Below are 21,667 nucleotides of genomic sequence, written 5' to 3'. Positions count from 1 at the left end.
TTGAAGAGAGGAAGACTCATAACGAAAATTCTTGCCGTTCGTGACCCTCCTTTGTATCGCACCTTCGCGCCTGAATATCAGGCGTCGGGATTGGTCTCCCGAATACGTAACCTTAGTGGCGGCATATGACGCACTCGCGTCTTTTTTTATGTCGTGAATTTCGCTCACCCTTCACTTTCAATCACGTTCAGTTCAGCAACGGATTACATTGGGCTTTTCGCTGTTCGTCAGGCTATCTTTTTCATTTTTGGGATAGGCGATCAGCAGGTATATTTCGCCGTATCTTGTCAAATAATTGTAATGAAGCCCATGGACCAAAAAAAAAGGTCGGACTCGACAGCCCGACCGATCTCACTTGCCCATCCATGGCTTACAGCAAAAGAATGAGGTTGTAGAGTGCCACCCTGGTACTAAATGGTTCCTTAACAGTTCCTAATATTGCCAGGACAGATTTGACGATAAAACGAAATCCCGGCGAAGCTCTATTATCTGATTTTACAGATTACGATAATTTTCCTAAGCTTAAATAAATATCATTCAGAGGTAATCTAATGAAGGTCACAGGCACTGAATCAACATTATCGTGCACCGAATCTACTACGGAAATTAGTTCACTCAATAATAATTCTACATCAAAATTATCCACGGCATTAAATAATGCCAGGAACTGCCCAAAAACATCCATTAAATATAAACAGTATGACGATAACGTAAGCCTGACGGCCGTCGCCGCTATGCTGGCAGCCGGTACGGCCACGCTTGGAATGACGGTATTGGAGGCGTGGTTGATTGCTTCGCCGGAGGCGCGCCTGGCTTCGTTAATCGCATGCACAACGCTAGGGTCGGCTACCGGCATGTTCATTGGTGGGAAGGCAGGCCTTTACCTCTCGAAGAATATTTCCGGGGTCTCAGGGCTGGTAGGGGCAGGAATTGGAGGCGTATGCGCGGGCGCATGGGGAGGGGTGAGCGGAGCGATTCTTTCTCAAGTAGTCAACAACAGATAATTATGGTGTATAACTTTTTCTGAATCCTTCTGGCGGCCTTGTCACAGATCTATTAATAAAATGGTTATCCAATTCCGGCGAAATTTTTGGAGAGCGAAAAACAGACAGGATATAATCCGTCGCAACCCCTGAAAGCGAAACCCCGGGAGAAGCCTTTATAAGGTCTGTACCGGGGCTCTGATTAGATTGTGGGTGGCGCGTGATTTAATCAATCCAGAAGGAGCTTTACAACTGTTCTGACAAGGATTTTAAATAACCATGGTTGGAAGTCCAGCTCTATGCAGTATTCCCTTCCCTACTGCCCATAAACATATGGCTTTTATAAAATAGTTCATCAGCTCGCGCCTAGGGATATAGCAAGATAAATGTCTCTTTATTCATTTTACATAAAAATTATTTGCTTTATCTCAAATATTTTCAATAAAAAATCCCCGAGCGTTGATTGACAGTAAAAGATTGAATTGATATATTCACTATGCCTCGATTAAAAAAGGCTATTATAATGAATATAGTTTTTTAGTAACTTCCATATCATTGACGACATTGTATGTTAGTAAAATAACTGAACAAAATATTATTATCAATTATGTTAACTTTTTTTGCATCATTTTTTTAATTTTCATATCTGATATATTTATTGAGAATTATAATTCTGCCACACAAGAATTTTTTATACCATTAAGAATTATGATAATTATCATCATAACAAGTACAATAATTTCTGCTTTATCATGCCTCTATTATATTAAGAATAGAAAGACGGGATAAATGTTGTTATCAAGAAAAATGTAATAATTATCAACGAAGGGAGAAAGTTTATGATTAAACCACAATTCGGTCCAAGCTGGGTAAACAACAAATAGTTACTATTTCATGACATATGTTGAATGCAGTAGCTTCAATTTAGCCTAATATACCATGAGGCATTATATCGATGTTTCATGGTATTTGTTATATCAGCATTTACTTCGTGATGGACTTAGGTGTTCGCCGACCATGATTTTGTGAAGATCCTCTGTGGCATCATCTTCGTTAAGCCCTCAATCTCCCCCGCGCTTTCTGCTACAATCTTCCTCCGACTCTTTCAGCCCCTTGAATCCGGGAAGCATCATGCGTTTGAATCCCAGTCAGCAACATGCCGTTGAATTTGTTACCGGGCCGTGCCTGGTGCTGGCGGGCGCCGGATCGGGCAAGACGCGGGTCATCACCAATAAAATCGCCCATCTGATACGCCAGTGCGGTTATCAGGCGCGCCATATCGCCGCGGTGACCTTTACCAATAAAGCCGCGCGGGAAATGAAAGAGCGCGTGGCGCAAACCTTGGGACGGCAGGAAGCGCGAGGGTTGACCATCGCCACCTTCCATACACTGGGCTTGGAGATCATCAAAAAAGAATATAAAGCGCTGGGGATGAAGGCGAAATTCTCCCTATTTGATGAGTACGACCAGCAGGCGCTGCTGAAAGACCTGACCGAGCAGTGGCTGGAGGGCGATAAAGATCTGTTAAAGCAACTGGCGTCGGCCATCGGCAACTGGAAAAACGATCTGCTGGGCCCGGAGCAGGCCGACGGCTTGGCCCGTACCGAACGGGATAAGCTGTTCGCCCACTGTTACGGCCTGTATGACGCCCATCTCAGGTCATGCAATGTGCTGGATTTTGATGATTTGATCCTTAGGCCCACGCTGTTGTTGCAACGGGATGCCGAGGCCCGTGAACGCTGGCAGAACCGGCTGCGCTATCTGCTGGTGGATGAATACCAGGATACCAATACCAGCCAGTATGAACTGGTGAAGATGCTGGTGGGCAGCCGCGCCCGCTTTACCGTGGTGGGGGATGATGACCAGTCTATCTACTCCTGGCGCGGCGCCCGGCCGCAAAATCTGGCGCTGTTGCAGCAGGATTTTCCGGCGTTGCAGGTGATCAAGCTGGAGCAAAATTACCGTTCCACCGAGCGCATCCTTAAAGCAGCCAATATCCTGATTGCCAATAACCCCCATCTTTATGAAAAACGCCTGTTTTCCAGCCTGGGTTATGGCGAGGCGCTTAAAGTCGTCACCGCCAATAACGAAGATCACGAGGCGGAACGGGTGGTGGGTGAACTGATAGCCCATCACTTTATCCATAAAACCCGCTACGGCGATTATGCCATTCTGTATCGCGGTAACCACCAGTCCCGGCTGTTTGAAAAAATGCTGATGCAAAACCGCATTCCCTATCGTATTTCCGGCGGTACATCGTTTTTTGCCCGACCGGAAATCAAGGACCTGCTGTCTTATTTGCGAGTACTCACTAACCCTGACGATGACAGCGCCTTTTTGCGGGTGGTGAATACGCCGCGCCGTGAAATCGGTTCGGCGACGCTGCAAAAGCTGGGAGAGTGGGCGGCCACCCGACAGAAAAGCCTGTACTCAGCGAGTTTTGATGTTGGGCTAAGCCAGACCCTCACCGGTCGTGGTCTGGAGTCACTGCAACAGTTCACCGGCTGGATGGCCCATATCGCCCGGCAGGCGGAAAGCGGGCCGGTGCCGGCGGTGAGGGATCTCATCCGCGGCATAGAATATGAAAGCTGGCTGTATGAGACCTCTCCCAGCCCGAAAGCCGCCGAGATGCGGATGAAAAATGTCGATCAATTGTTTGCCTGGATGACCGATATGCTGGAAGGGTCGGATTTAAACGAGCCTATGACGCTGGATCAGGTGGTGACCCGCTTTACCCTGCGGGAAATGATGGAACGGGGGGACAACGACGAAGAGCTTGATCAGGTGCAATTGATGACCCTGCACGCCTCGAAAGGGCTGGAGTTCCCCTACGTCTTTCTGGTTGGCATGGAAGAGGGCCTTCTGCCGCACCAAAGCAGCATCGACGAGAACAATATCGAAGAGGAGCGCCGGCTGGCCTACGTCGGCATCACCCGGGCGCAGAAGGAGCTGACTTTCACCCTGTGCCGCGAGCGGCGCCAGTACGGTGAAACCATTAAGCCCGAACCCAGCCGGTTTTTATTGGAATTGCCCCAGGACGATCTGGCCTGGGAAAGCAGCCGGAAAATTGTCAGCCCGGAAGACCGCATGGTCAAAGGGCAAAGTCATTTGGCCAATATCAGGGCGCAGCTGGCCAAAGCCAAAGGGCAAAGCCCTCAATAGCCCTCTACCGCTAGGCGTATTAGCTCGATTCAGACTGCTGACAAACGTACTCGGTGTCGATAAGGAGGGGCAGGGTGATAGACGTTTAATTAATGAATTTCTTCCAGCAACAGCGGCCAATGGACGTAGCTTTGCCATTGGCTCTCCTGTTCCAGGTATTCCCCACGCAGGGGATGCTGATTCAGCCAGCCATGGGGCAACAGCACATGCAGGGTATCGTCCAGCGCCCGCAGTTTTACTTCCGGCACTGTGTCGTCGCGACGGCGGCTGGCGAAGATGATCGCCAGGCGCATCAGCCGGCACAGGCGCTGCGCCATCCGGGGCGGCAGGCTGTTTTGCTGGTTCAACTGGGCAACGTCAATCTGTTGGCTTTGATTTTGCAACAGCGTAGCGATGAGCTTCTGCTGGGCAGGGGTAAAACCGGGTAAATCGGTATGCCGGGTCAGGTAGGCGGCATGTTGCGGGGCATTTTTGATATCGATACTCAGGCCAATTTCATGAATCATGGTCGCGCAGTGCAGCAAAGTGAAACATCGGGAGTCCAACTGCCACGCTTTAGCCACCTGATGGGCGAAATTGTCCGCCAGCCGGCTCACCCGCTGCGCCTGTTCGATATCCAGCTGATAGCGGTGCTGCATGTTTTCCAGCGTCCGTTCGCGGATATCCTCGCAGACCGAGATATTCAGCATGCCATACATGATGCCTTCCCGCAGCGCGCCTCCGGCCAGGGTCATGGTTTTAATGCCCAGCTCATGGAAAATCGCCAGCAGTATCGACAGTCCGCTGGGGAAAACCAGCGCCCGCTCCAGCGTCAAACCCTCGATTTCCAGTTCTTCCAGCTTGCCGCACTGGATGGCCCGCTGTTTGAGCTGTAGCAGCTTACTCAGAGTGATGTTCTCGTCCATGCCCTGAGCCACCATAATCTCCTGCAGCGCCTGCACGGTGCCGGACGCGCCGACGCAAATCTGCCAGCCCGAGGCCAACAGACTGGATACCACGGGACGAATCATCTCCCGCGCCGCACGTTCAGCCTGTTCGAAATTCTCCTTGGTCAGACTGCGATCGTTAAACCAGCGTTCGAGCCAGGTGACGCAGCCCATTTCCAGGCTGAACAGCTCCAGTGCCTGAGCGCCGCGCCCCACGATAAGCTCGGTGCTGCCGCCGCCGATATCCACCACCAGGCGTTCGTCCGAACCGCCGGTGGTATGGGCCACCCCTTGATAAATCAGCCGTGCTTCCTCTTCGCCGCTGATAACCTGGACCGGGCAGCCCAGGATTTCTCCGGCGGGGACCAGGAAAGCGTCGGCATTGACGGCAAGGCGCAGCGTGGCGGTGGCCACCACGCGGATATGGGTCGGCGGAATGTCCTGCAAATGTTCGGCAAAGAGTTTCAGGCACTGCCAGCCGCGCTGCATGGCCTCATGGGATAGCTGATTGCCGTCATCCAATCCGGCAGCCAGGCGCACTTTACGTTTGATGCGCGCCAGCGTCTGGATGGTGCCGCCCACCTCACGAACCACTAACATATGGAAACTGTTAGAGCCTAAGTCAATGGCGGCGTAAAGGGAGGTGCAGCTCAGCATCTTTATCAGCCCGGACGTTTGCGGTTATAACGCGGCGCTCCGCTGCGACGGGATACGGAATGACGACGCGGGCCGGTACCAGGCCGAGCGCGCGTGAGTCGTTTCGGCGCGGGAAGCTCACTCAATAGCGCATCGCTATTGTATTTACTGACGGGGATCTGATGGCCAATATAGCTTTCGATCGCCGTAAGGTTCAATGCATATTCTTCACAGGCCAGGCTGATGGAACTGCCGCTTTCCCCGGCGCGTCCGGTCCGGCCGATACGATGGACATAGTCTTCGCAATCATCGGGCAGATCGTAATTGAACACATGGGTGACCAACGGGATATGCAGGCCGCGGGCGGCAACATCGGTGGCCACCAGGATATCCAGCGCGCCCTGGGTAAAATCTTCCAGAATGCGCAAGCGCCTTTTTTGCGAAACGTCGCCGGTGAGCAAACCCACACGATGTCCGTCGGCGGCCAAATGCCCCCAGATATCCTCGCAGCGATGCTTGGTATTGGCGAAAATAATGCAGCGATCCGGCCACTCTTCCTCAATCAGGGTTTGCAGAAGACGCATCTTTTCTTCGTTGGACGGATAAAACAGCTCTTCCTGAATCCGATAGCCGGTTTTCTGCAGCGGCTCCACTTCAACATATTCGGCGTTGTTCATGTGTTCAAACGCCAGCTCACGTACCCGATAGGATAAGGTGGCTGAAAACAGCATATTCAGGCGTTGTTCAACGGCGGGCATACGCCGGAACAACCAGCGGATATCTTTGATGAACCCTAAATCGAACATGCGATCGGCTTCGTCGAGCACCACTACCTGAATGGCACCCATATTAATATAGTTTTGCTTGGTATAATCGATGAGACGGCCGGTAGTGCCCACCAGAATATCGACCCCGGATTCGAGGACTTTAAGCTGTTTGTCGTAACCGTCGCCACCGTAAGCCAGACCCATTTTCAGGCCGGTTGCCTGGGCTAAGGGTTCAGCGTCCGAATGGATTTGCACCGCCAGCTCGCGGGTCGGCGCCATGATAAGCGCTCGCGGCTGGTTGATTTGGCGCTGCTCATCCGCGGGATGTGTCAGTAAATGATGAAACGTGGCAGCGAGGAAGGCCAGCGTCTTTCCGGTTCCGGTTTGCGCCTGGCCCGCCACATCTTTCCCGTCGAGGGTGATGGGCAGTGTCAGCGCCTGAATAGGCGTGCAATAACTAAACCCTTGCTTTACAAGGGATTCAGTAATCAGCGGGTGCAGGGCGAAGTCGGAAAACTTCTTTTCGGTTAAGTGTGTTTTGCTCATAGTGTGGTAGAATAACAGTTAACTATTGAATTACGAAAGCGTATCCAGTGAAATAAAGTCAACCCGGCGTCAGTAACCCTTAAATCAGCCGGGTAATGATAATCCTGTGGAGTAGAACATGAGCGATAAAATTATTCACTTAAGTGACGACAGCTTCGACAAGGACGTGTTGCAGGCAAAGGGATTGTTCCTGGTGGATTTCTGGGCGGAGTGGTGCGGTCCTTGTAAGATGATAGCGCCCATACTCCTCGAAGTCGCTGATGAATTCGAAGGTAAGTTGACCATCGCCAAGCTGAACATCGATGAAAACCCGGCAACGGCGCCTAAATACGGCATCCGGGGCATTCCGACGCTTTTGCTGTTCAAGGATGGCGAAGTGGTGGCAACCAAGGTCGGTGCGCTGTCCAAAGGCCAACTGAAAGAATTCCTCAATAAAAATTTGTAATCGCCCACAAGGCGATTTCCTGCCGGGCCCTGGTGTTCGTTATGATTTCTCGTATTGACCGCTAGACGCCCGTCAAGAACCATGCTAAGTTTATGTCCACTGCATTTAGATCTTACCCGTAGTTTGAATCTGAGCTTTACTCTTTGCCCGAGTCCCGTTATAGAACAGCATTGGCGTGATCAAGCAAGGTGTTCAGGCAATCTGGATTTGAATTGATCCGTTTTTAGGCGCTCTCAATCTTCAGTCTTCTTGTATTCATTTTGCATGATTTGCTGTTCATCAGCCCAAACGGGATGTACTGGGATTAAATGCCGTTAGACAGGCACGATTTTACGCTGCCATACCATCCACAAGAATAGTTCGAGAAATACCCCGAGTTTAAGAACCCACCATTATGAACCTTACCGAATTAAAAAATACGCCGGTTTCTGAGCTAATTACTCTCGGCGAAAATATGGGGCTGGAAAATCTGGCCCGCATGCGCAAACAGGACATCATCTTCGCCATTTTAAAGCAGCATGCTAAAAGTGGTGAGGATATCTTTGGCGATGGCGTTTTGGAAATATTGCAGGATGGATTCGGTTTTCTCCGTTCCGGTGACAGCTCCTATCTGGCCGGTCCCGACGATATCTATGTTTCCCCGAGCCAAATCCGCCGCTTCAACCTGCGCACAGGGGATACCATTTCCGGCAAGATACGGCCGCCTAAAGAGGGCGAGCGTTACTTTGCACTGTTAAAAGTCAACGAAGTCAATTACGACAAGCCGGAAAATGCTCGTAACAAAATCCTGTTCGAAAACCTGACGCCGCTGCATGCCAATTCCCGTTTGCGCATGGAACGCGGTAACGGTTCCACCGAAGATCTTACCGCCAGGGTGCTGGATTTAGCCGCCCCCATCGGTCGCGGACAGCGTGGACTGATTGTGGCTCCGCCGAAAGCCGGTAAAACCATGCTGCTGCAAAATATTGCGCAGAGCATCGCCTATAACCATCCCGATTGCGTGCTGATGGTGCTGCTGATTGACGAACGGCCGGAAGAAGTGACCGAAATGCAGCGTCTGGTGAAAGGCGAAGTCATTGCCTCAACCTTCGATGAACCGGCTTCCCGCCATGTGCAAGTGGCCGAGATGGTTATCGAAAAAGCCAAGCGTCTGGTAGAACATAAAAAAGACGTTATCATCCTGCTGGATTCCATTACCCGCCTGGCCCGCGCCTACAACACAGTGGTACCCGCGTCTGGTAAAGTATTGACCGGCGGCGTGGACGCCAACGCCCTGCATCGTCCGAAACGTTTCTTCGGCGCGGCGCGTAATATGGAGGAAGGCGGTAGCCTGACCATTATCGCGACGGCGCTTATCGACACCGGCTCGAAGATGGACGAAGTGATTTACGAAGAGTTTAAAGGTACCGGTAATATGGAACTGCACCTTTCGCGCAAAATTGCCGAAAAACGTGTATTCCCCGCCATTGATTACAACCGTTCCGGTACCCGTAAAGAAGAGTTGCTTACCACGCAGGAGGAACTGCAGAAAATGTGGATCCTGCGTAAAATCATTCATCCGATGGGTGAGACCGATGCCATGGAATTCCTGATGAACAAATTGGCCATGACCAAAACCAATGACGAATTCTTCGACATGATGAAACGCTCTTAAACAACAAAAACTCGGGTAACGCCACGTCTAAACGTGGCGTTTTTTGTTTGTGATGCTAGGATAGTCGCATCTTGCTTGTCATACCCTTCCTACCCAAAAGATTTCAAGTTGTAGCTATAAGGGTAACGGCAAGCGGTCTTTTGCTTCAACAGACCTGACGGAGTCGGGTACGATGAAAAAGATCAAAGAAAAAAATTTCAGTGTCACGGACTTTGGTGGCAATTGAGGCAAAGAGTGTGAGGCGTACACCACAGTAGCGTCCCAAACAGCCCGATGGATGCAGAGAGCTTTCTATTGTGAACCTACTCAATATGAGTACTGATTTTATTGCCATTTTTCTGTTCTCAATGGTTTTTTTGTTTTTTCTGCGCAAGATTGCCAAAAAGATAGGTCTGGTAGATCGACCCAATTACCGCAAACGACATCAAGGGCAGATCCCGCTGGTGGGGGGTATTTCCATTTATGCCGGTATCTGCTTTACTTTTATTTACACCGATCACGCTGTACCCCACATCGGTCTCTATTTATTATGCGCGGGAATTCTGGTTGTTACCGGGGCCCTTGATGATAAATACGATATCAGCGTTATCTCCCGCGCCGGCATTCAGGCGCTAGTGGCTATCGCCATGATGGTTTTCGGCGGTCTCTACATCAGTAGCCTGGGATTAATCTTTGGCCCCTGGGAAATGTTGCTCGGACCCTTTGGTTATCTGGTTACCCTGTTTGCTGTCTGGGCCTCCATCAACGCCTTTAACATGATGGACGGTATCGACGGTCTGCTGGGGGGGTTATCCTGTGTATCCCTGGGAGCCATAGGCATACTCATGTGGCTGGATAATAACCCTGCCCTGGGGATGTGGTGTTTCGCCATGATCGCCGCCATTTTGCCCTATATCCTGCTTAACCTCGGCGTATTCGGCCGGCATTACAAAGTATTTATGGGCGATGCCGGCAGCACCATGATTGGTTTCAGCATCATCTGGATCATTTTGCAAAGCACCCAGGGCGACGGCCATCCGATGCACCCGGTTACCGCCTTGTGGATCATCGCCGTTCCGCTAATGGACATGATAGCCATAATGTACCGCCGGATGCGCAAGGGTATGAGTCCGTTTTCCCCCGACCGGCAACACATCCATCATCTCATCATGCGTGCGGGCTTTAGTTCCCGCCAAGCCTTCGTTATCATTACCGTTACGGCAGCTTTGCTGGCTGCTTTCGGCGTCGTGGGAGAGCGTTGGCTGGCCTGGCCTGAATCCGTGATGCTGATTTTATTCATATTGGTCTTTTTACTGTATGGCTATTTGCTCAAATGCGCCTGGCGGGTAGCGCGCTTCGTGAAGCGGACCAAACGACGGTTCGGCGATAAAAAATTAACGGCTGGCCGCACTTCGGAACGGAAATGACACCAGATAAACATGCTTCCTCACAGGATCCACAACTGGATAACGAACTGGATATTCACGGCCTTGTTCTCAGACTATGGCGCGGCAAACGCTGGATTTTCGCCATGGCGGCGGTTTTTGCCGCTTGCGCCTTGATCTACTCTTTTTTAGTCAAGCAGGAATGGACCGCGACCACCATCACCGATCGGCCGACGGTGAATATGTTGGGCAGCTATTTCTCACAACAGCAATTTTTACGTAACCTTGATGTGAAAAACTCTACCTTGCCGACGTCGGATATGTCGTCTATCGGGGATGAGGCCTACCAGGAGTTTATCCGCCAGCTCTCCTCCTATGATACCCGGCGTGATTTCTACTTACAAAGCGCTTATTACAATGCGCGTAAAGAGGGAAATCCCCGTACCGACGCGCTGCTGCTGGATGAAATGATCAATGACATCCAGTTTAGCCCCCGCGACGATGCTAAAAAGCTGCCGGATCAGGTGACCTTGACAGCCGAGACGGCGGCGGATGCCAATACGCTGTTGCGTGCTTATGTCGCTTATGCCAACCAGCGCGCGGACGGGTTTTTGAACGAAGATGTCACCGGCGCATGGACGGCTCGAACCCTCTCCCTGAAGGCTCAGGTCAAGCGTCAGGAGGCGGTGGCGCAGGCCATGTTTGAACGGGATGTGAATGCGCTTCGGCAGGCCTTGGAGATTGCGAAGCAGCAGGGGATAAGCCATAGTCAAACCGATGCGTCGGCAGCGCCATTACCGCAGTCCGCACTGTACCTGTTAGGGCAACCGGAGCTGCAAGCCAGGCTCTCGGCATTACAGGTCGCCGGCCCCAATTATGATGTGGAATACGATCAGAATCGCGCAATGTTGGCTACGCTGAATGTAGGACCGACATTGCAGAATAAATTCCAGACATATCGTTATTTAAGAACGCCTGAGGAACCGGTAAAACGCGACAGACCTCGCCGGGTTTTCCTGCTCATTCTCTGGGGTGCCATGGGTGTGCTGGTGGGCGCAGGGATAGCGTTAAGCCGCCGTCGATGATGTTGCTGTAGCCCGCTACGCGGCAGAACTTATACAAGCCATCCCGGTGGCTTACACGAGACGGAAGGGAATTGCTGTGAAAGTGTTGAGTGTCTTCGGCACCAGGCCGGAAGCCATTAAAATGGCGCCGCTTTCCTTGGCCCTGGCCAATGATCCGGCCTTCGAGTCAAGAATTTGTGTCACGGCCCAGCACAGGGAAATGCTGGATCAGGTTTTGCGTCTTTTCGACATCGTTCCCGATTACGATCTGGATATCATGCAGCCCTCCCAGGGGCTGACGGAAATTACCAGCCGGATCCTGATTGGCATGAAACCGGTATTGGCATCGTTTCAACCCGATGTGGTTCTGGTGCACGGCGACACCACCACCACCCTGGCCACCAGCCTGGCGGCATTTTATCAGCATATTCCGGTCGGCCATGTGGAAGCGGGGTTACGCACCGGTAATCTTTACTCGCCCTGGCCGGAAGAAGCCAATCGTAAATTAACCGGCCATCTGGCCATGTATCATTTTTCCCCCACCGAAAACGCCCGGCAAAATCTTTTGCGGGAGGGTCTGGCGGCGGACAGGATTTTCATCACCGGCAACACCGTAATCGACGCGCTGTTTTGGGTGCGCGACCGCATCATGAATGACGCCGCTTTGCGCACCGCTCTTGAGCAGCGCTACGATTTTCTCGATGGGCAAAAAAAACTGATCTTGGTTACCGGTCATCGCCGGGAGAGTTTTGGCGACGGTTTTGAACGAATTTGCAGCGCGTTGGCCCATATTGCCTGCAACCATCCCGAAGTGCAGGTGGTGTATCCGGTGCATTTGAACCCCAATGTCAGCGAACCGGTTAACCGTATTTTAAGCGGCATAGCCAATATCAAACTCATCGATCCCCAAGATTATCTGCCGTTTGTCTACCTCATGGACCGAGCGTATATGATTCTCACCGACTCCGGCGGTATTCAGGAGGAGGCGCCTTCCCTGGGTAAACCGGTGCTGGTGATGCGGGAAACCACCGAGCGTCCCGAGGCGGTGGCGGCGGGAACGGTCCTGCTGGTGGGCACCGATCCCGCCAGGATACAGGCGGCGGTATCAAAATTGCTTAATGACGTCGATGAATACCAAGCCATGAGCCGGGCCCATAATCCCTACGGTGACGGACAGGCATGCCGGCGAATAATCGAAGCCTTAAAAAATCATCAGGTGCAAGTATGAGTTTTGACACAATTTCCGTGATCGGGCTGGGTTACATCGGCCTGCCTACCGCCGCGGCGTTCGCCTCGCGCCAAAAAAAAGTGGTGGGCGTGGATGTCAATCAACGGGCCGTCGATACCATCAATCGCGGCGAAATTCATATTATCGAGCCGGACCTGGATCAACTGGTGAAACGCGCCGTTGAAGAAGGTTATCTGCGGGCGGTGAACCGTCCCATGGCGGCGGATGCTTTTTTGATCGCGGTACCGACGCCGTTCAAAGACGGCCATGAGCCGGACCTGACCTATGTCCGGGCGGCGGCCCTCTCCCTTGCGCCGGTATTAAAACCGGGGGATCTGATTATCCTTGAATCCACCTCGCCGGTGGGTACCACCGAACAGATGGCGCTATGGCTGGCACAGGCCCGTCCCGATCTGCATTTTCCCCAGACGGCGGGGGAACAGGCGGATATCAATATCGCCTATTGCCCGGAGCGGGTGTTACCGGGCAAAATCGTGGCCGAACTGATTAAAAACGATCGGGTGATCGGCGGCATGACCTCGCGCTGTTCCGCCCGCGCCTGCGAGCTTTACCGACTCTTCCTGGAGGGTGAATGTGTCATCACTAACTCACGTACCGCCGAGATGTGCAAGCTCACCGAAAACAGCTTCCGGGATGTGAATATCGCCTTCGCCAACGAGCTGTCGTTGATTTGCGCCGAGCAGCGAATCAATGTTTGGGAACTGATTCGTCTGGCCAACCGCCATCCGCGGGTGAATATCCTGCAACCCGGCCCCGGCGTGGGCGGTCACTGCATTGCGGTGGATCCCTGGTTTATCGTCGCGCAGAATCCGCAGCAGGCGCGTTTGATCCGGACCGCGCGTATGGTAAATGACGATAAGCCGGACTGGGTGGTGGAACAGGTAAAGTCGGCGGTGGCGGAGTGCCTGTTTGAGACTAATAAACGTGCCGGCGACGTGATCATCGCCTGTTTCGGCTTGGCGTTCAAACCGGATATCGATGATTTGCGCGAAAGTCCGGCGGTGTCCATTGCCCACCGGATAGGTTCCTGGCATCAAGGAACCACCCTGGTGGTTGAGCCCAACGTCGGGCAACTGCCGCAGGCGCTGGCCGGAGAGGTCACTCTCACCGCGCTGGACGAGGCGCTCAGCCGGGCGGATGTGCTGGTGATGTTGGTGGATCACCGTCAGTTCAACGCGCTGCCGCCCTCGGCAATACGGCAAAAGTGGGTGGTGGATACCCGGGGGGTCTGGCGGTGAAGCGGATACTGGTCACCGGCGGCGCGGGGTTTATCGGCTCTGCGCTTGTGAGGTATATCATTTCCTCGACCCCGGACGATGTGCTGGTGGCGGACAAACTGACCTACGCCGGTAACCTGGACTCATTGGCATCGGTATCTGGGGACGAACGCTATCATTTCCAACGGCTGGATATTTGTGACGGCCCGGCGGTGGATCGGCTTTTGCAGGCCTACCGGCCCGACCTTATCATGCATCTGGCGGCGGAAAGCCATGTGGATCGCTCCATCGACGGGCCGGCAGAGTTTATCCGCACCAATATCGACGGTACCTATATCCTGCTGGAGGCGGCACTGCGTTATTGGCGGTCGCTGGACCGGGTAAAACAGTCGGCTTTTCGCTTGCATCATATTTCCACCGATGAGGTATATGGGGATCTTGGCTCATCTAAAGGCCTGTTTAGCGAAATTAGCCCTTATGCCCCCAGCAGTCCCTATTCCGCCTCTAAAGCCGCCGGCGATCATTTGGTGCGCGCCTGGCTGCGAACCTATGGTTTGCCCACGCTTATCACCAATTGTTCCAATAATTACGGCCCCTATCAGTTTCCGGAAAAGCTGATTCCGCTGGTAATATTGAATGCCCTGGCGGGAAAACCGTTGCCGGTGTATGGCGACGGCGGACAGATTCGGGATTGGCTGTACGTGGAGGATCACGCACAGGCCTTGTACCGGGTGGCGCAGGTTGGGAAGATTGGCGATACCTACAATATCGGCGGCCACAACCAACGTAAAAATATCGATGTTGTGGCGTCGATCTGCGAGATATTGGAAGAGTGCGCGGTTGCCAAGCCTGCCGGCGTGGCGCATTTCCGTGATTTAATTCAGTTTGTGGCCGACCGGCCCGGGCACGATCGGCGTTACGCCATTGACGCCGGAAAAATCGAACGTGAATTGGGTTGGCACCCGCAGGAGACATTCGACAGCGGTTTGCGCAAAACCGTGCAATGGTATCTTTCCCATCCGGCCTGGTGGCGTAGAGTGCAGGACGGCACCTATTCCGGCGAGCGTCTGGGACTGGCACGCTAGGCTCGTCTGCGGCATGGCCGGCCGGTGTCCGGTCACGGCTGTTTTTCATGAAACGACGGCAGGAGAGCCTATGAAAGGCATAGTTCTGGCGGGCGGCTCCGGCACTCGCCTTCATCCCATTACCCGCGGCGTGTCCAAACAGCTGTTGCCCATTTACGACAAGCCGATGATCTATTATCCCTTGTCGGTGCTGATGCTGGCGGGTATCAGAGACATCCTGATCATCACCACCCCCGATGATCTGCCTTCCTATCGGCGATTGCTGGGTAACGGCGACGAGTTCGGCATTCGCCTCAGCTATGCCGGCCAGCCCAGCCCCGATGGATTGGCGCAGGCCTTTCTGATTGGCGAAACCTTTATCGGCGGCGAACCCTGTTGTTTGGTGCTGGGGGATAATATCTACTTCGGCCAGGGGTTCAGTCCGAAATTAAGGCAGGTGGCGGCGCGCACCCAGGGCGCGACCATTTTCGGATATCAGGTAATGGATCCCGAACGCTTCGGCGTGGTTGAATTTGATGATAATTTTCGGGCGCTGTCATTGGAAGAGAAGCCGGTGCGGGCCAAATCCAATTGGGCGGTGACCGGTCTCTATTTTTATGATGCCCAGGTGGTTGAATTCGCCAAACAGGTTACCCCTTCATCTCGCGGTGAATTGGAGATTACCTCTATCAACCAAATGTACCTGGAGCGCGACCAACTACAGGTGCAGCTCCTCGGCCGGGGCTTTGCCTGGCTGGATACCGGCACCCATGACAGTCTGATCGAGGCCAGCATGTTTGTGCAGACGGTGGAAAAACGCCAGGGGTTTAAAATCGCCTGCCTGGAGGAGATCGGCTGGCGTAACGGTTGGCTGGACGACGACGGCGTGCGCCGGGCGGCCCAAGCATTGTCTAAAACCGGCTACGGCCAATATCTGGTGGATTTACTCCATGCCCGTCCACGCCAATATTGAGCCGCTGCGCTGGGAAAGCGATTTTTTCGGTTTCTCCGGCGGCAAACTGGTCTTTAACCCGGCGGCGCCGGCGTTGACGTCCGCCGCGCTGGATGCCTACAAAATCGTCCAGGCCAAAGTGGCGGCCCATTGCCCGCGACAGCTTGATGCATTGGCGGCGCTGGGCTTTCGTCTTGTTGAGGGTGAAACCGACCTCAGCGTTGAAATAACACCGACCGCCAAAGCCGCCAAGGGCAAAAACGTTCAATTCGAGGCCGATTCCGGCTCCCGGGCAAAGTCAAAACACACGGACGGTTCCGGTTACGCCGCGCGGTCGAATCACCGGGCCGCTGTCGTGACGGCCGGAACTGAAACGACGAGCATCGCTCCGGACAAAACGGTGGCCACGGCAGCAATCCGTCTTGCAGATGCGGCGGATATTCCGGCGTTGCGCTCCATGGCGTCAACGGCGTTTGTCTTGAGCCGGTTTCGTGAGCCCTGGTATTCCGGCCCGGACAGCAGTCGTTTTTACGCCCTGTGGGCCGAGAACGCCGTGCTGGGGCGTTTTGATCACCGCTGCCTGGTGGCTGGCCCGCCGGGGGCCATTATCGGCATGGTGACCCTGCGGGATATCTCTGATGACGAGGTACGTATCGGGCTGCTGTCGGTGGAACCGGCCTTTGGCGGCCGGGGCATCGGCCGCCTGTTGTTTAACTCGGCCCTGGCCTGGTGTCGCGAGCATCAAAAAAAACGCCTGCGGGTGGCTACCCAGACCGGCAATATCGCCGCGTTACGGCTTTATATCGCATGCGGCGCGACCATTGATAGCGCCGCTTATTGGTTATACAGGTGAACACATGATTCCGTTTAACGCGCCACCGATAGTGGGAACTGAAATAGATTTTATCCGTTCGGCAATGGGCAGCGGCAAACTTTGCGGTGACGGCGGTTTTACCCAGCGCTGCCAGCAGTGGCTGGAACAGCGTTTCGGCAGCGCCAAGGTACTGCTGACCCCCTCCTGCACCGCGTCGCTGGAAATGGCGGCTATCTTGCTGGATATCCGCCCCGGCGATGAAGTGATCATGCCCAGCTACACCTTTGTCTCCACCGCCAACGCCTTTGTGCTACGCGGCGCCTCCATCGTGTTCGTGGATATCCGCCCGGATACCCTGAATATGGATGAAACGCTGATCGAAGCGGCCATCACAGATAAAACCCGCGTTATCGTGCCGGTTCACTATGCCGGTGTAGCCTGCGAAATGGACCCTATCATGGCGCTGGCGAAAAAATACCGGTTGTTTGTGGTGGAAGATGCCGCCCAGGGGGTGATGTCCACCTATAAAGGCAAGGCTCTGGGCACCATTGGCCATATCGGCTGTTTCAGTTTCCATGAAACCAAAAACTACACGGCGGGGGGCGAGGGCGGCGCTACCCTGATAAACGACCCGGCATTGATTGAACGGGCGGAAATCATTCGGGAAAAAGGCACTGACCGCAGCCAGTTCTTTCGCGGACAGGTGGACAAATACACCTGGCGCGATATCGGCTCAAGCTATCTGATGGCGGATATCCAGGCCGCCTATCTCTGGGGGCAGCTGCAGGCGGCGGAAGAGATCAATCAACGCCGCCTGAGCCTGTGGCGCCGTTACCGGGAGGCGCTGTTGCCCCTGGCTGAGCGGGGCCGCATCGAACTCCCCTTCATCGCGCCGGGCTGCGGGCAAAACGGCCATATGTTTTACCTGAAATTGCGGGATATCCAGGATCGTGCGGCGTTTATCAGCCATATGAAAGCGGCGGATATCCTGACGGTATTCCATTATATTCCCCTCCATGACAGCCCGGCCGGCAAACGCTTTGGCCGCTTCCACGGTGAAGAGCGCTTTACCGGCCGCGAAAGCCGCCGACTGGTGAGATTACCGCTGTTTTACAATCTCACCGACGATGTCCAATCCCAGGTTATCGACGCCATAAACGGATATTTCGCCTGATATGTCGCTGGCCGGAGCGTCATTATGGACAGCCGGATCGACGCTGGTAAAGATCGGCGCCGGCCTGCTGGTGGTAAAACTGCTGGCGGTATCCTTCGGGCCCGGCGGCGTCGGCCAGGCGGGTAATTTCCGGCAATTGGTGACTGTGCTGGGGGTATTGTCCGGTGCCGGTATTTTTAACGGCATCACCAAGTATGTGGCGCAGTACCGGCACCAGCCGGAACAGCTGCGCAGGGTGCTGGGCACCGGTACCACCCTGGTGCTGGGATTCTCCACCCTGCTGGCGCTGGTATTCCTGGTGGCGGCCGGGCCCATCAGCCGCGCTCTGTTCGGTCATGACCAATACCGGTATGTGATTTACGCCGTGGCGTTTATTCAGCTCGGTATCGCTTATGCCAACCTGATGCTGGCCATCCTGAAAGGGTTTCGCGACGCGGCGGGAAACGCCCTGGCCGTCGGCTGCGGCAGTGTACTGGGAGCGGGCGCTTACTTCCTGAGTTATTTCCTGGGTGGCTATCAGGGCGCTTTGGCCGGTCTGGCGCTGGTGCCGGCCGCCACCCTGCTGCCGGCGGCCTTGATTGTCGTCCGGCGGCGGCGTATTCGTCTGGGGGATTTACGTCCGGCATGGGATCGGGCCTTGGCCACCGAGCTCGGCAAATTTACCCTGATGGCGCTGATGACGTCCTTTACCCTGCCGGTGGCCTATATCCTGATGCGAAATCTGCTTGCGCGGCAATACAGCTGGGCGGAGGTGGGTATCTGGCAAGGCGTCAGCAGCATTTCCGACGCCTACCTGCAATTTATCACCGCCTCTTTTACGGTCTATCTGCTGCCGACGCTGGCGCGCCTAACCGACAAGCGCGATATCAGCAAAGAGATCGGCCGCGCTTTATCGTTTGTGCTGCCGGCGGTGGCCGGCGTCAGCCTGGTGCTGTGGCTATTGCGCGATATCGCCATCCGTTTGCTGCTGTCGGCACAGTTCGACGCGATGCGCGATCTCTTTGCCTGGCAATTGATTGGCGATGTATTGAAAGTGGGCGCTTACGTATTTGGTTATCTAGTGATTGCCAAAGCCTCCCTGCGTTTTTATCTCCTGACGGAATTGAGCCAGTTTATATTGTTAACCGGCTTTTCCCATTGGCTGATCCCCCTTAATGGGGCCCTTGGCGCGACCCAAGCCTATATGGCAACCTATATCGTCTATTTTTTACTTTGCGGCGGCGTGTTTATTCTCTATTCCAGGAAAAAATGACTTTGCTGATCCATGTTCTGGGTGCAGATATACCCCATCATAATGTAACGGTCTTAAAATTCTTTAAAGACCGCCTGGCCGGAGTATTGCCGGCTGAACAGGTACGGCATTTTATGGTGGTGGCCGGTGATTCCGCCCTTTATTCGGGTTTCAATGGGTTGAATATCGAGAGCTATGCCGATAAACCGGCGTTGGCGCGGGGGGTCATCAAGCGCGCCGCCGCCGATCCCAAAGCGCGTTTTTTTCTGCACGGCCAATTCAATGCCGGCATTTGGCTGGCGCTGCTCACCGGCCGGGTCCCCCCGGCCAAGGTCAGCTGGCATATCTGGGGGGCGGATCTCTATGAAGAGTCCGTTCAATGGAAGCATCGCCTGTTTTACCTGCTGCGCCGCCGTGCCCAGGGCCGCCTCGGCCATGTGTTCGCTACCTTGGGCGACCTTTCGGTTTACCGGCAGCGTCACCACAAGGTGCCTTGCGCGCCGCTCTATTTCCCGACCCGCATGGATCCCGACCTGTCTTATGCAAGACCGCCGCTGCCGGCGGGTAAAAACCTGACTATCCTGCTGGGCAACTCCGGCGACAGCTCCAACCGGCATCTGGAGGGGCTGCAATCCATCCACCGGCAGTTCGGCGCCCGTGTACGGCTCATTATCCCCCTGGGTTATCCGGCCAATAATGACGACTATATCGCCCGGATTCGGGCCGAAGGTGAAAAATATTTCCCCCCGGAACAACTTAAGCTATTGACTGAACCGATAGCCTTTAAGGATTATCTTGCCTTGCTGCGGCAGTGCGATTTGGGCTATTTTCTGTTTAACCGGCAACAGGGCATCGGTACGCTTTGCCTGTTGATTCAGTTCGGCGTGCCCTTTGTGCTGAGCCGGCAAAACCCGTTCTGGCGGGATTTAACGGAGCAGCAGGTGCCGGTATTGTTCCATGGCGATGTGCTGGATACGGCGGTGGTGGGTGAAGCTCAGCGGCAACTGGCCGCCGTGGATAAAAGCCGCATCGCGTTTTTCTATCCCAACTATATGCAGGGCTGGCGGCAGGCGCTGGCGACGGCGGCGGGGGCCACCTTATGACTCTGGGGCAGTTTGGCGGATTGCTGGCGGTGTATCTGCCGGGACTGCTGTTTGTCCTGACGCTGACCTATCGGGAATTCAGGCGTATCAGATTTAACTTCAACGTTTTTTTCTCGATACTTTTCCTGCTGACCTTTTATCTCGGATTCCCGCTGACCTGTGTGCTGGCCTTTCGCTATAACGTCCAGGTGGTGCCGGCGGAGTACTTGATGGAGGCCTTGCTGGCGGCCACCGCCTTTTACGGGATTTATTATGTCAGCTATAAAACGCGCTGGTTCGCCCCTTCGCCGACCCGCTCCCGCGGGTTATTGACATTTAACCGGGTGGAGACCCATCTCATCTGGATGTTATTGGCCCTCATCGCCATCGGGACCGTGGGCATTTTTTTTGTGCACAACGGTTTCCTGCTGTTTCGCCTGCAATCCTATAGCCAGATTTTTTCCCGGGATGTATCCGATGTCGCGCTCAAGCGATTTTTTTATTTCTTTATCCCGGCGATGCTGGTGCTCTATTTTCTCAATCCCCATCGCCGCAACTGGCTGCTGTTCCTGACCAGCACCGTTGCCTTCGGCATCCTCACCTATATGGTGGTGGGGGGGACGCGGGCCAATATCATTATCGCCTTTGCCCTGTTCCTGTTTATCGGTGTTCAGCGCGGCTGGATAAGCCTGTGGATGCTGGGGGGCGCGGGGGTGATGGCGGTGGCGGGCATGTTCTGGCTGGCGTTGAAACGTTATGGATTGGATGTCAAAGGGGATGAAGCCTTTTACACGTTTTTATATTTGACGCGAGACACCTTCTCTCCCTGGGAAAATCTGGCGCTGCTGCTGCAGAATTACGATAAGATCGTTTTTCAGGGACTGGCGCCGATCGTGCGGGACTTTTATGTTTTCATCCCCGGCTGGGTATGGCCGGAACGGCCTAACCTGGTATTAAATACCGCCAATTATTTCACCTGGAATGTATTGAATAACCATTCGGGTCTGGCGATCTCCCCGACCCTTATCGGATCTTTACTGGTAATGGGCGGCGTGCTGTTCATCCCTCTCGGCGCTATCGTGGTGGGGCTGATCCTGAAAGGGTTCGATACCCTTTATGAACGAGGCAAAGCGGCGTCAGATCGCTACCGTTCAGCGGTATTGCAGGCATTCTGTTTTGGCGCGGTATTTAATATCATTGTACTGGCCCGGGAAGGCGTCGATGCGTTCGTTTCCCGTGTGGTGTTTTTTTGTTTGGTATATGGCTTTTGCCTGGTATTGGCTAAATTGCTTTTTTGGTTGCTTGATCGCGCGGGCCTGATCCGGCCCCGGCAGCCG

Annotated in this window: 16 protein-coding genes and 1 pseudogene; 14 read left to right on the top strand and 3 right to left on the bottom strand. The window is 54.1% G+C overall.

Annotation, left to right across the window (positions count from 1 at the left end; translation table 11 throughout):
- Window positions 1-502: 502 nt before the first annotated feature.
- The gene (locus HB631_RS20470; RefSeq protein ID WP_213993028.1) at window positions 503-862 is read right to left on the bottom strand and encodes a hypothetical protein; all 360 of its coding nucleotides are present in this window, start codon (window positions 860-862) and stop codon (window positions 503-505) included.
- A 1,252-nt stretch (window positions 863-2,114) separates the two neighbouring features.
- Here HB631_RS20470 and rep point away from each other — a divergent pair.
- Window positions 2,115-4,145: a DNA helicase Rep gene (gene rep, locus HB631_RS20465; protein ID WP_213993027.1), complete on the top strand. Its 2,031-nt coding sequence runs from the start codon at window positions 2,115-2,117 to the stop codon at window positions 4,143-4,145.
- Window positions 4,146-4,234: 89 nt separating this feature from the next.
- Here rep and gppA read toward each other — a convergent pair whose 3' ends face one another.
- Window positions 4,235-5,728 carry a guanosine-5'-triphosphate,3'-diphosphate diphosphatase gene (gene gppA, locus HB631_RS20460; RefSeq protein ID WP_213993026.1) on the bottom strand — a complete coding sequence of 498 codons (1,494 nt, stop codon included), beginning with the start codon at window positions 5,726-5,728 and terminating at the stop codon, window positions 4,235-4,237.
- A 5-nt stretch (window positions 5,729-5,733) separates the two neighbouring features.
- Window positions 5,734-7,020 (bottom strand): ATP-dependent RNA helicase RhlB, encoded by a 1,287-nt coding sequence (gene rhlB, locus HB631_RS20455; RefSeq protein ID WP_213993025.1) that lies wholly within the window; start codon window positions 7,018-7,020, stop codon window positions 5,734-5,736.
- A 118-nt stretch (window positions 7,021-7,138) separates the two neighbouring features.
- On the opposite strand from rhlB, the gene trxA reads away from it, so the two are divergent.
- The 13 genes and pseudogenes from trxA to wzyE all read left to right on the top strand — a co-directional run.
- A complete protein-coding gene (gene trxA, locus HB631_RS20450) occupies window positions 7,139-7,465 on the top strand; it encodes a thioredoxin TrxA (protein ID WP_132923830.1) in 327 nt (108 codons plus the stop codon).
- A gap of 394 nt (window positions 7,466-7,859) precedes the next feature.
- Window positions 7,860-9,119 (top strand): transcription termination factor Rho, encoded by a 1,260-nt coding sequence (gene rho, locus HB631_RS20445; protein ID WP_162367083.1) that lies wholly within the window; start codon window positions 7,860-7,862, stop codon window positions 9,117-9,119.
- A gap of 296 nt (window positions 9,120-9,415) precedes the next feature.
- Window positions 9,416-10,525, top strand: coding sequence for a UDP-N-acetylglucosamine--undecaprenyl-phosphate N-acetylglucosaminephosphotransferase (wecA, locus tag HB631_RS20440; protein WP_213993024.1), 1,110 nt, complete (start codon window positions 9,416-9,418; stop codon window positions 10,523-10,525).
- Window positions 10,522-11,568 carry an ECA polysaccharide chain length modulation protein gene (gene wzzE / locus HB631_RS20435; RefSeq protein ID WP_213993023.1) on the top strand — a complete coding sequence of 349 codons (1,047 nt, stop codon included), beginning with the start codon at window positions 10,522-10,524 and terminating at the stop codon, window positions 11,566-11,568. The genes wecA and wzzE overlap by 4 nt, the downstream gene beginning before the upstream one ends.
- A 76-nt stretch (window positions 11,569-11,644) precedes the next feature.
- On the top strand, window positions 11,645-12,775 hold the full coding sequence (wecB, locus tag HB631_RS20430; protein WP_213993022.1) for a UDP-N-acetylglucosamine 2-epimerase (non-hydrolyzing): 1,131 nt from the start codon (window positions 11,645-11,647) through the stop codon (window positions 12,773-12,775).
- Window positions 12,772-14,034 (top strand): UDP-N-acetyl-D-mannosamine dehydrogenase, encoded by a 1,263-nt coding sequence (gene wecC / locus HB631_RS20425; protein WP_213993021.1) that lies wholly within the window; start codon window positions 12,772-12,774, stop codon window positions 14,032-14,034. Before wecB ends, wecC begins: the two co-directional genes overlap by 4 nt.
- A complete protein-coding gene (gene rfbB / locus HB631_RS20420; RefSeq protein WP_213993020.1) occupies window positions 14,031-15,098 on the top strand; it encodes a dTDP-glucose 4,6-dehydratase in 1,068 nt (355 codons plus the stop codon). Before wecC ends, rfbB begins: the two co-directional genes overlap by 4 nt.
- A gap of 70 nt (window positions 15,099-15,168) precedes the next feature.
- Complete coding sequence (gene rfbA, locus HB631_RS20415) at window positions 15,169-16,050, top strand: glucose-1-phosphate thymidylyltransferase RfbA (RefSeq protein ID WP_213993019.1); 882 nt, start codon at window positions 15,169-15,171, stop codon at window positions 16,048-16,050.
- Window positions 16,028-16,882: a dTDP-4-amino-4,6-dideoxy-D-galactose acyltransferase gene (wecD, locus tag HB631_RS20410; RefSeq protein WP_255557169.1), complete on the top strand. Its 855-nt coding sequence runs from the start codon at window positions 16,028-16,030 to the stop codon at window positions 16,880-16,882. The genes rfbA and wecD overlap by 23 nt, the downstream gene beginning before the upstream one ends.
- A gap of 4 nt (window positions 16,883-16,886) precedes the next feature.
- Window positions 16,887-18,017, top strand: coding sequence for a dTDP-4-amino-4,6-dideoxygalactose transaminase (rffA, locus tag HB631_RS20405; RefSeq protein ID WP_213993018.1), 1,131 nt, complete (start codon window positions 16,887-16,889; stop codon window positions 18,015-18,017).
- 1 nt (window position 18,018) lies between these two features.
- Entirely contained in the window at window positions 18,019-19,269 is a 1,251-nt protein-coding gene (wzxE, locus tag HB631_RS20400) for a lipid III flippase WzxE (RefSeq protein WP_213993017.1), read from the top strand.
- On the top strand, window positions 19,266-20,351 hold the full coding sequence (locus HB631_RS20395) for a TDP-N-acetylfucosamine:lipid II N-acetylfucosaminyltransferase (RefSeq protein WP_213993016.1): 1,086 nt from the start codon (window positions 19,266-19,268) through the stop codon (window positions 20,349-20,351). Before wzxE ends, HB631_RS20395 begins: the two co-directional genes overlap by 4 nt.
- Window positions 20,348-21,655: pseudogene (gene wzyE / locus HB631_RS20390) on the top strand (ECA oligosaccharide polymerase); the annotation flags it as partial. The gene HB631_RS20395 and the pseudogene wzyE, both read left to right, overlap by 4 nt.
- Between the last annotated feature and the right edge of the window lie 12 nt (window positions 21,656-21,667).

Origin of the sequence: Sodalis sp. dw_96, assembly GCF_018449575.1 — a bacterium.
In the GTDB taxonomy this organism is placed as follows: Bacteria; Pseudomonadota; Gammaproteobacteria; order Enterobacterales; family Enterobacteriaceae; genus Acerihabitans.
This window is presented reverse-complemented; position numbering and strand designations above follow the sequence as displayed.

What these genes read in the sequence shown, in the direction of transcription:
- trxA (WP_132923830.1), top strand. Translation starts at nt 7,139, where the DNA reads ATGAGCGATAAAATTATTCACTTAAGTGACGACAGCTTCGACAAGGAC.
- rho (WP_162367083.1), top strand. Translation starts at nt 7,860, where the DNA reads ATGAACCTTACCGAATTAAAAAATACGCCGGTTTCTGAGCTAATTACT.
- wecD (WP_255557169.1), top strand. Translation starts at nt 16,028, where the DNA reads ATGCCCGTCCACGCCAATATTGAGCCGCTGCGCTGGGAAAGCGATTTT.
- HB631_RS20395 (WP_213993016.1), top strand. Translation starts at nt 19,266, where the DNA reads ATGACTTTGCTGATCCATGTTCTGGGTGCAGATATACCCCATCATAAT.
- gppA (WP_213993026.1), bottom strand. Translation starts at nt 5,728, where the DNA reads ATGCTGAGCTGCACCTCCCTTTACGCCGCCATTGACTTAGGCTCTAAC.
- rfbA (WP_213993019.1), top strand. Translation starts at nt 15,169, where the DNA reads ATGAAAGGCATAGTTCTGGCGGGCGGCTCCGGCACTCGCCTTCATCCC.
- rffA (WP_213993018.1), top strand. Translation starts at nt 16,887, where the DNA reads ATGATTCCGTTTAACGCGCCACCGATAGTGGGAACTGAAATAGATTTT.
- wecC (WP_213993021.1), top strand. Translation starts at nt 12,772, where the DNA reads ATGAGTTTTGACACAATTTCCGTGATCGGGCTGGGTTACATCGGCCTG.
- wzzE (WP_213993023.1), top strand. Translation starts at nt 10,522, where the DNA reads ATGACACCAGATAAACATGCTTCCTCACAGGATCCACAACTGGATAAC.
- wzxE (WP_213993017.1), top strand. Translation starts at nt 18,019, where the DNA reads ATGTCGCTGGCCGGAGCGTCATTATGGACAGCCGGATCGACGCTGGTA.
- HB631_RS20470 (WP_213993028.1), bottom strand. Translation starts at nt 862, where the DNA reads ATGAACATGCCGGTAGCCGACCCTAGCGTTGTGCATGCGATTAACGAA.
- rhlB (WP_213993025.1), bottom strand. Translation starts at nt 7,020, where the DNA reads ATGAGCAAAACACACTTAACCGAAAAGAAGTTTTCCGACTTCGCCCTG.
- rep (WP_213993027.1), top strand. Translation starts at nt 2,115, where the DNA reads ATGCGTTTGAATCCCAGTCAGCAACATGCCGTTGAATTTGTTACCGGG.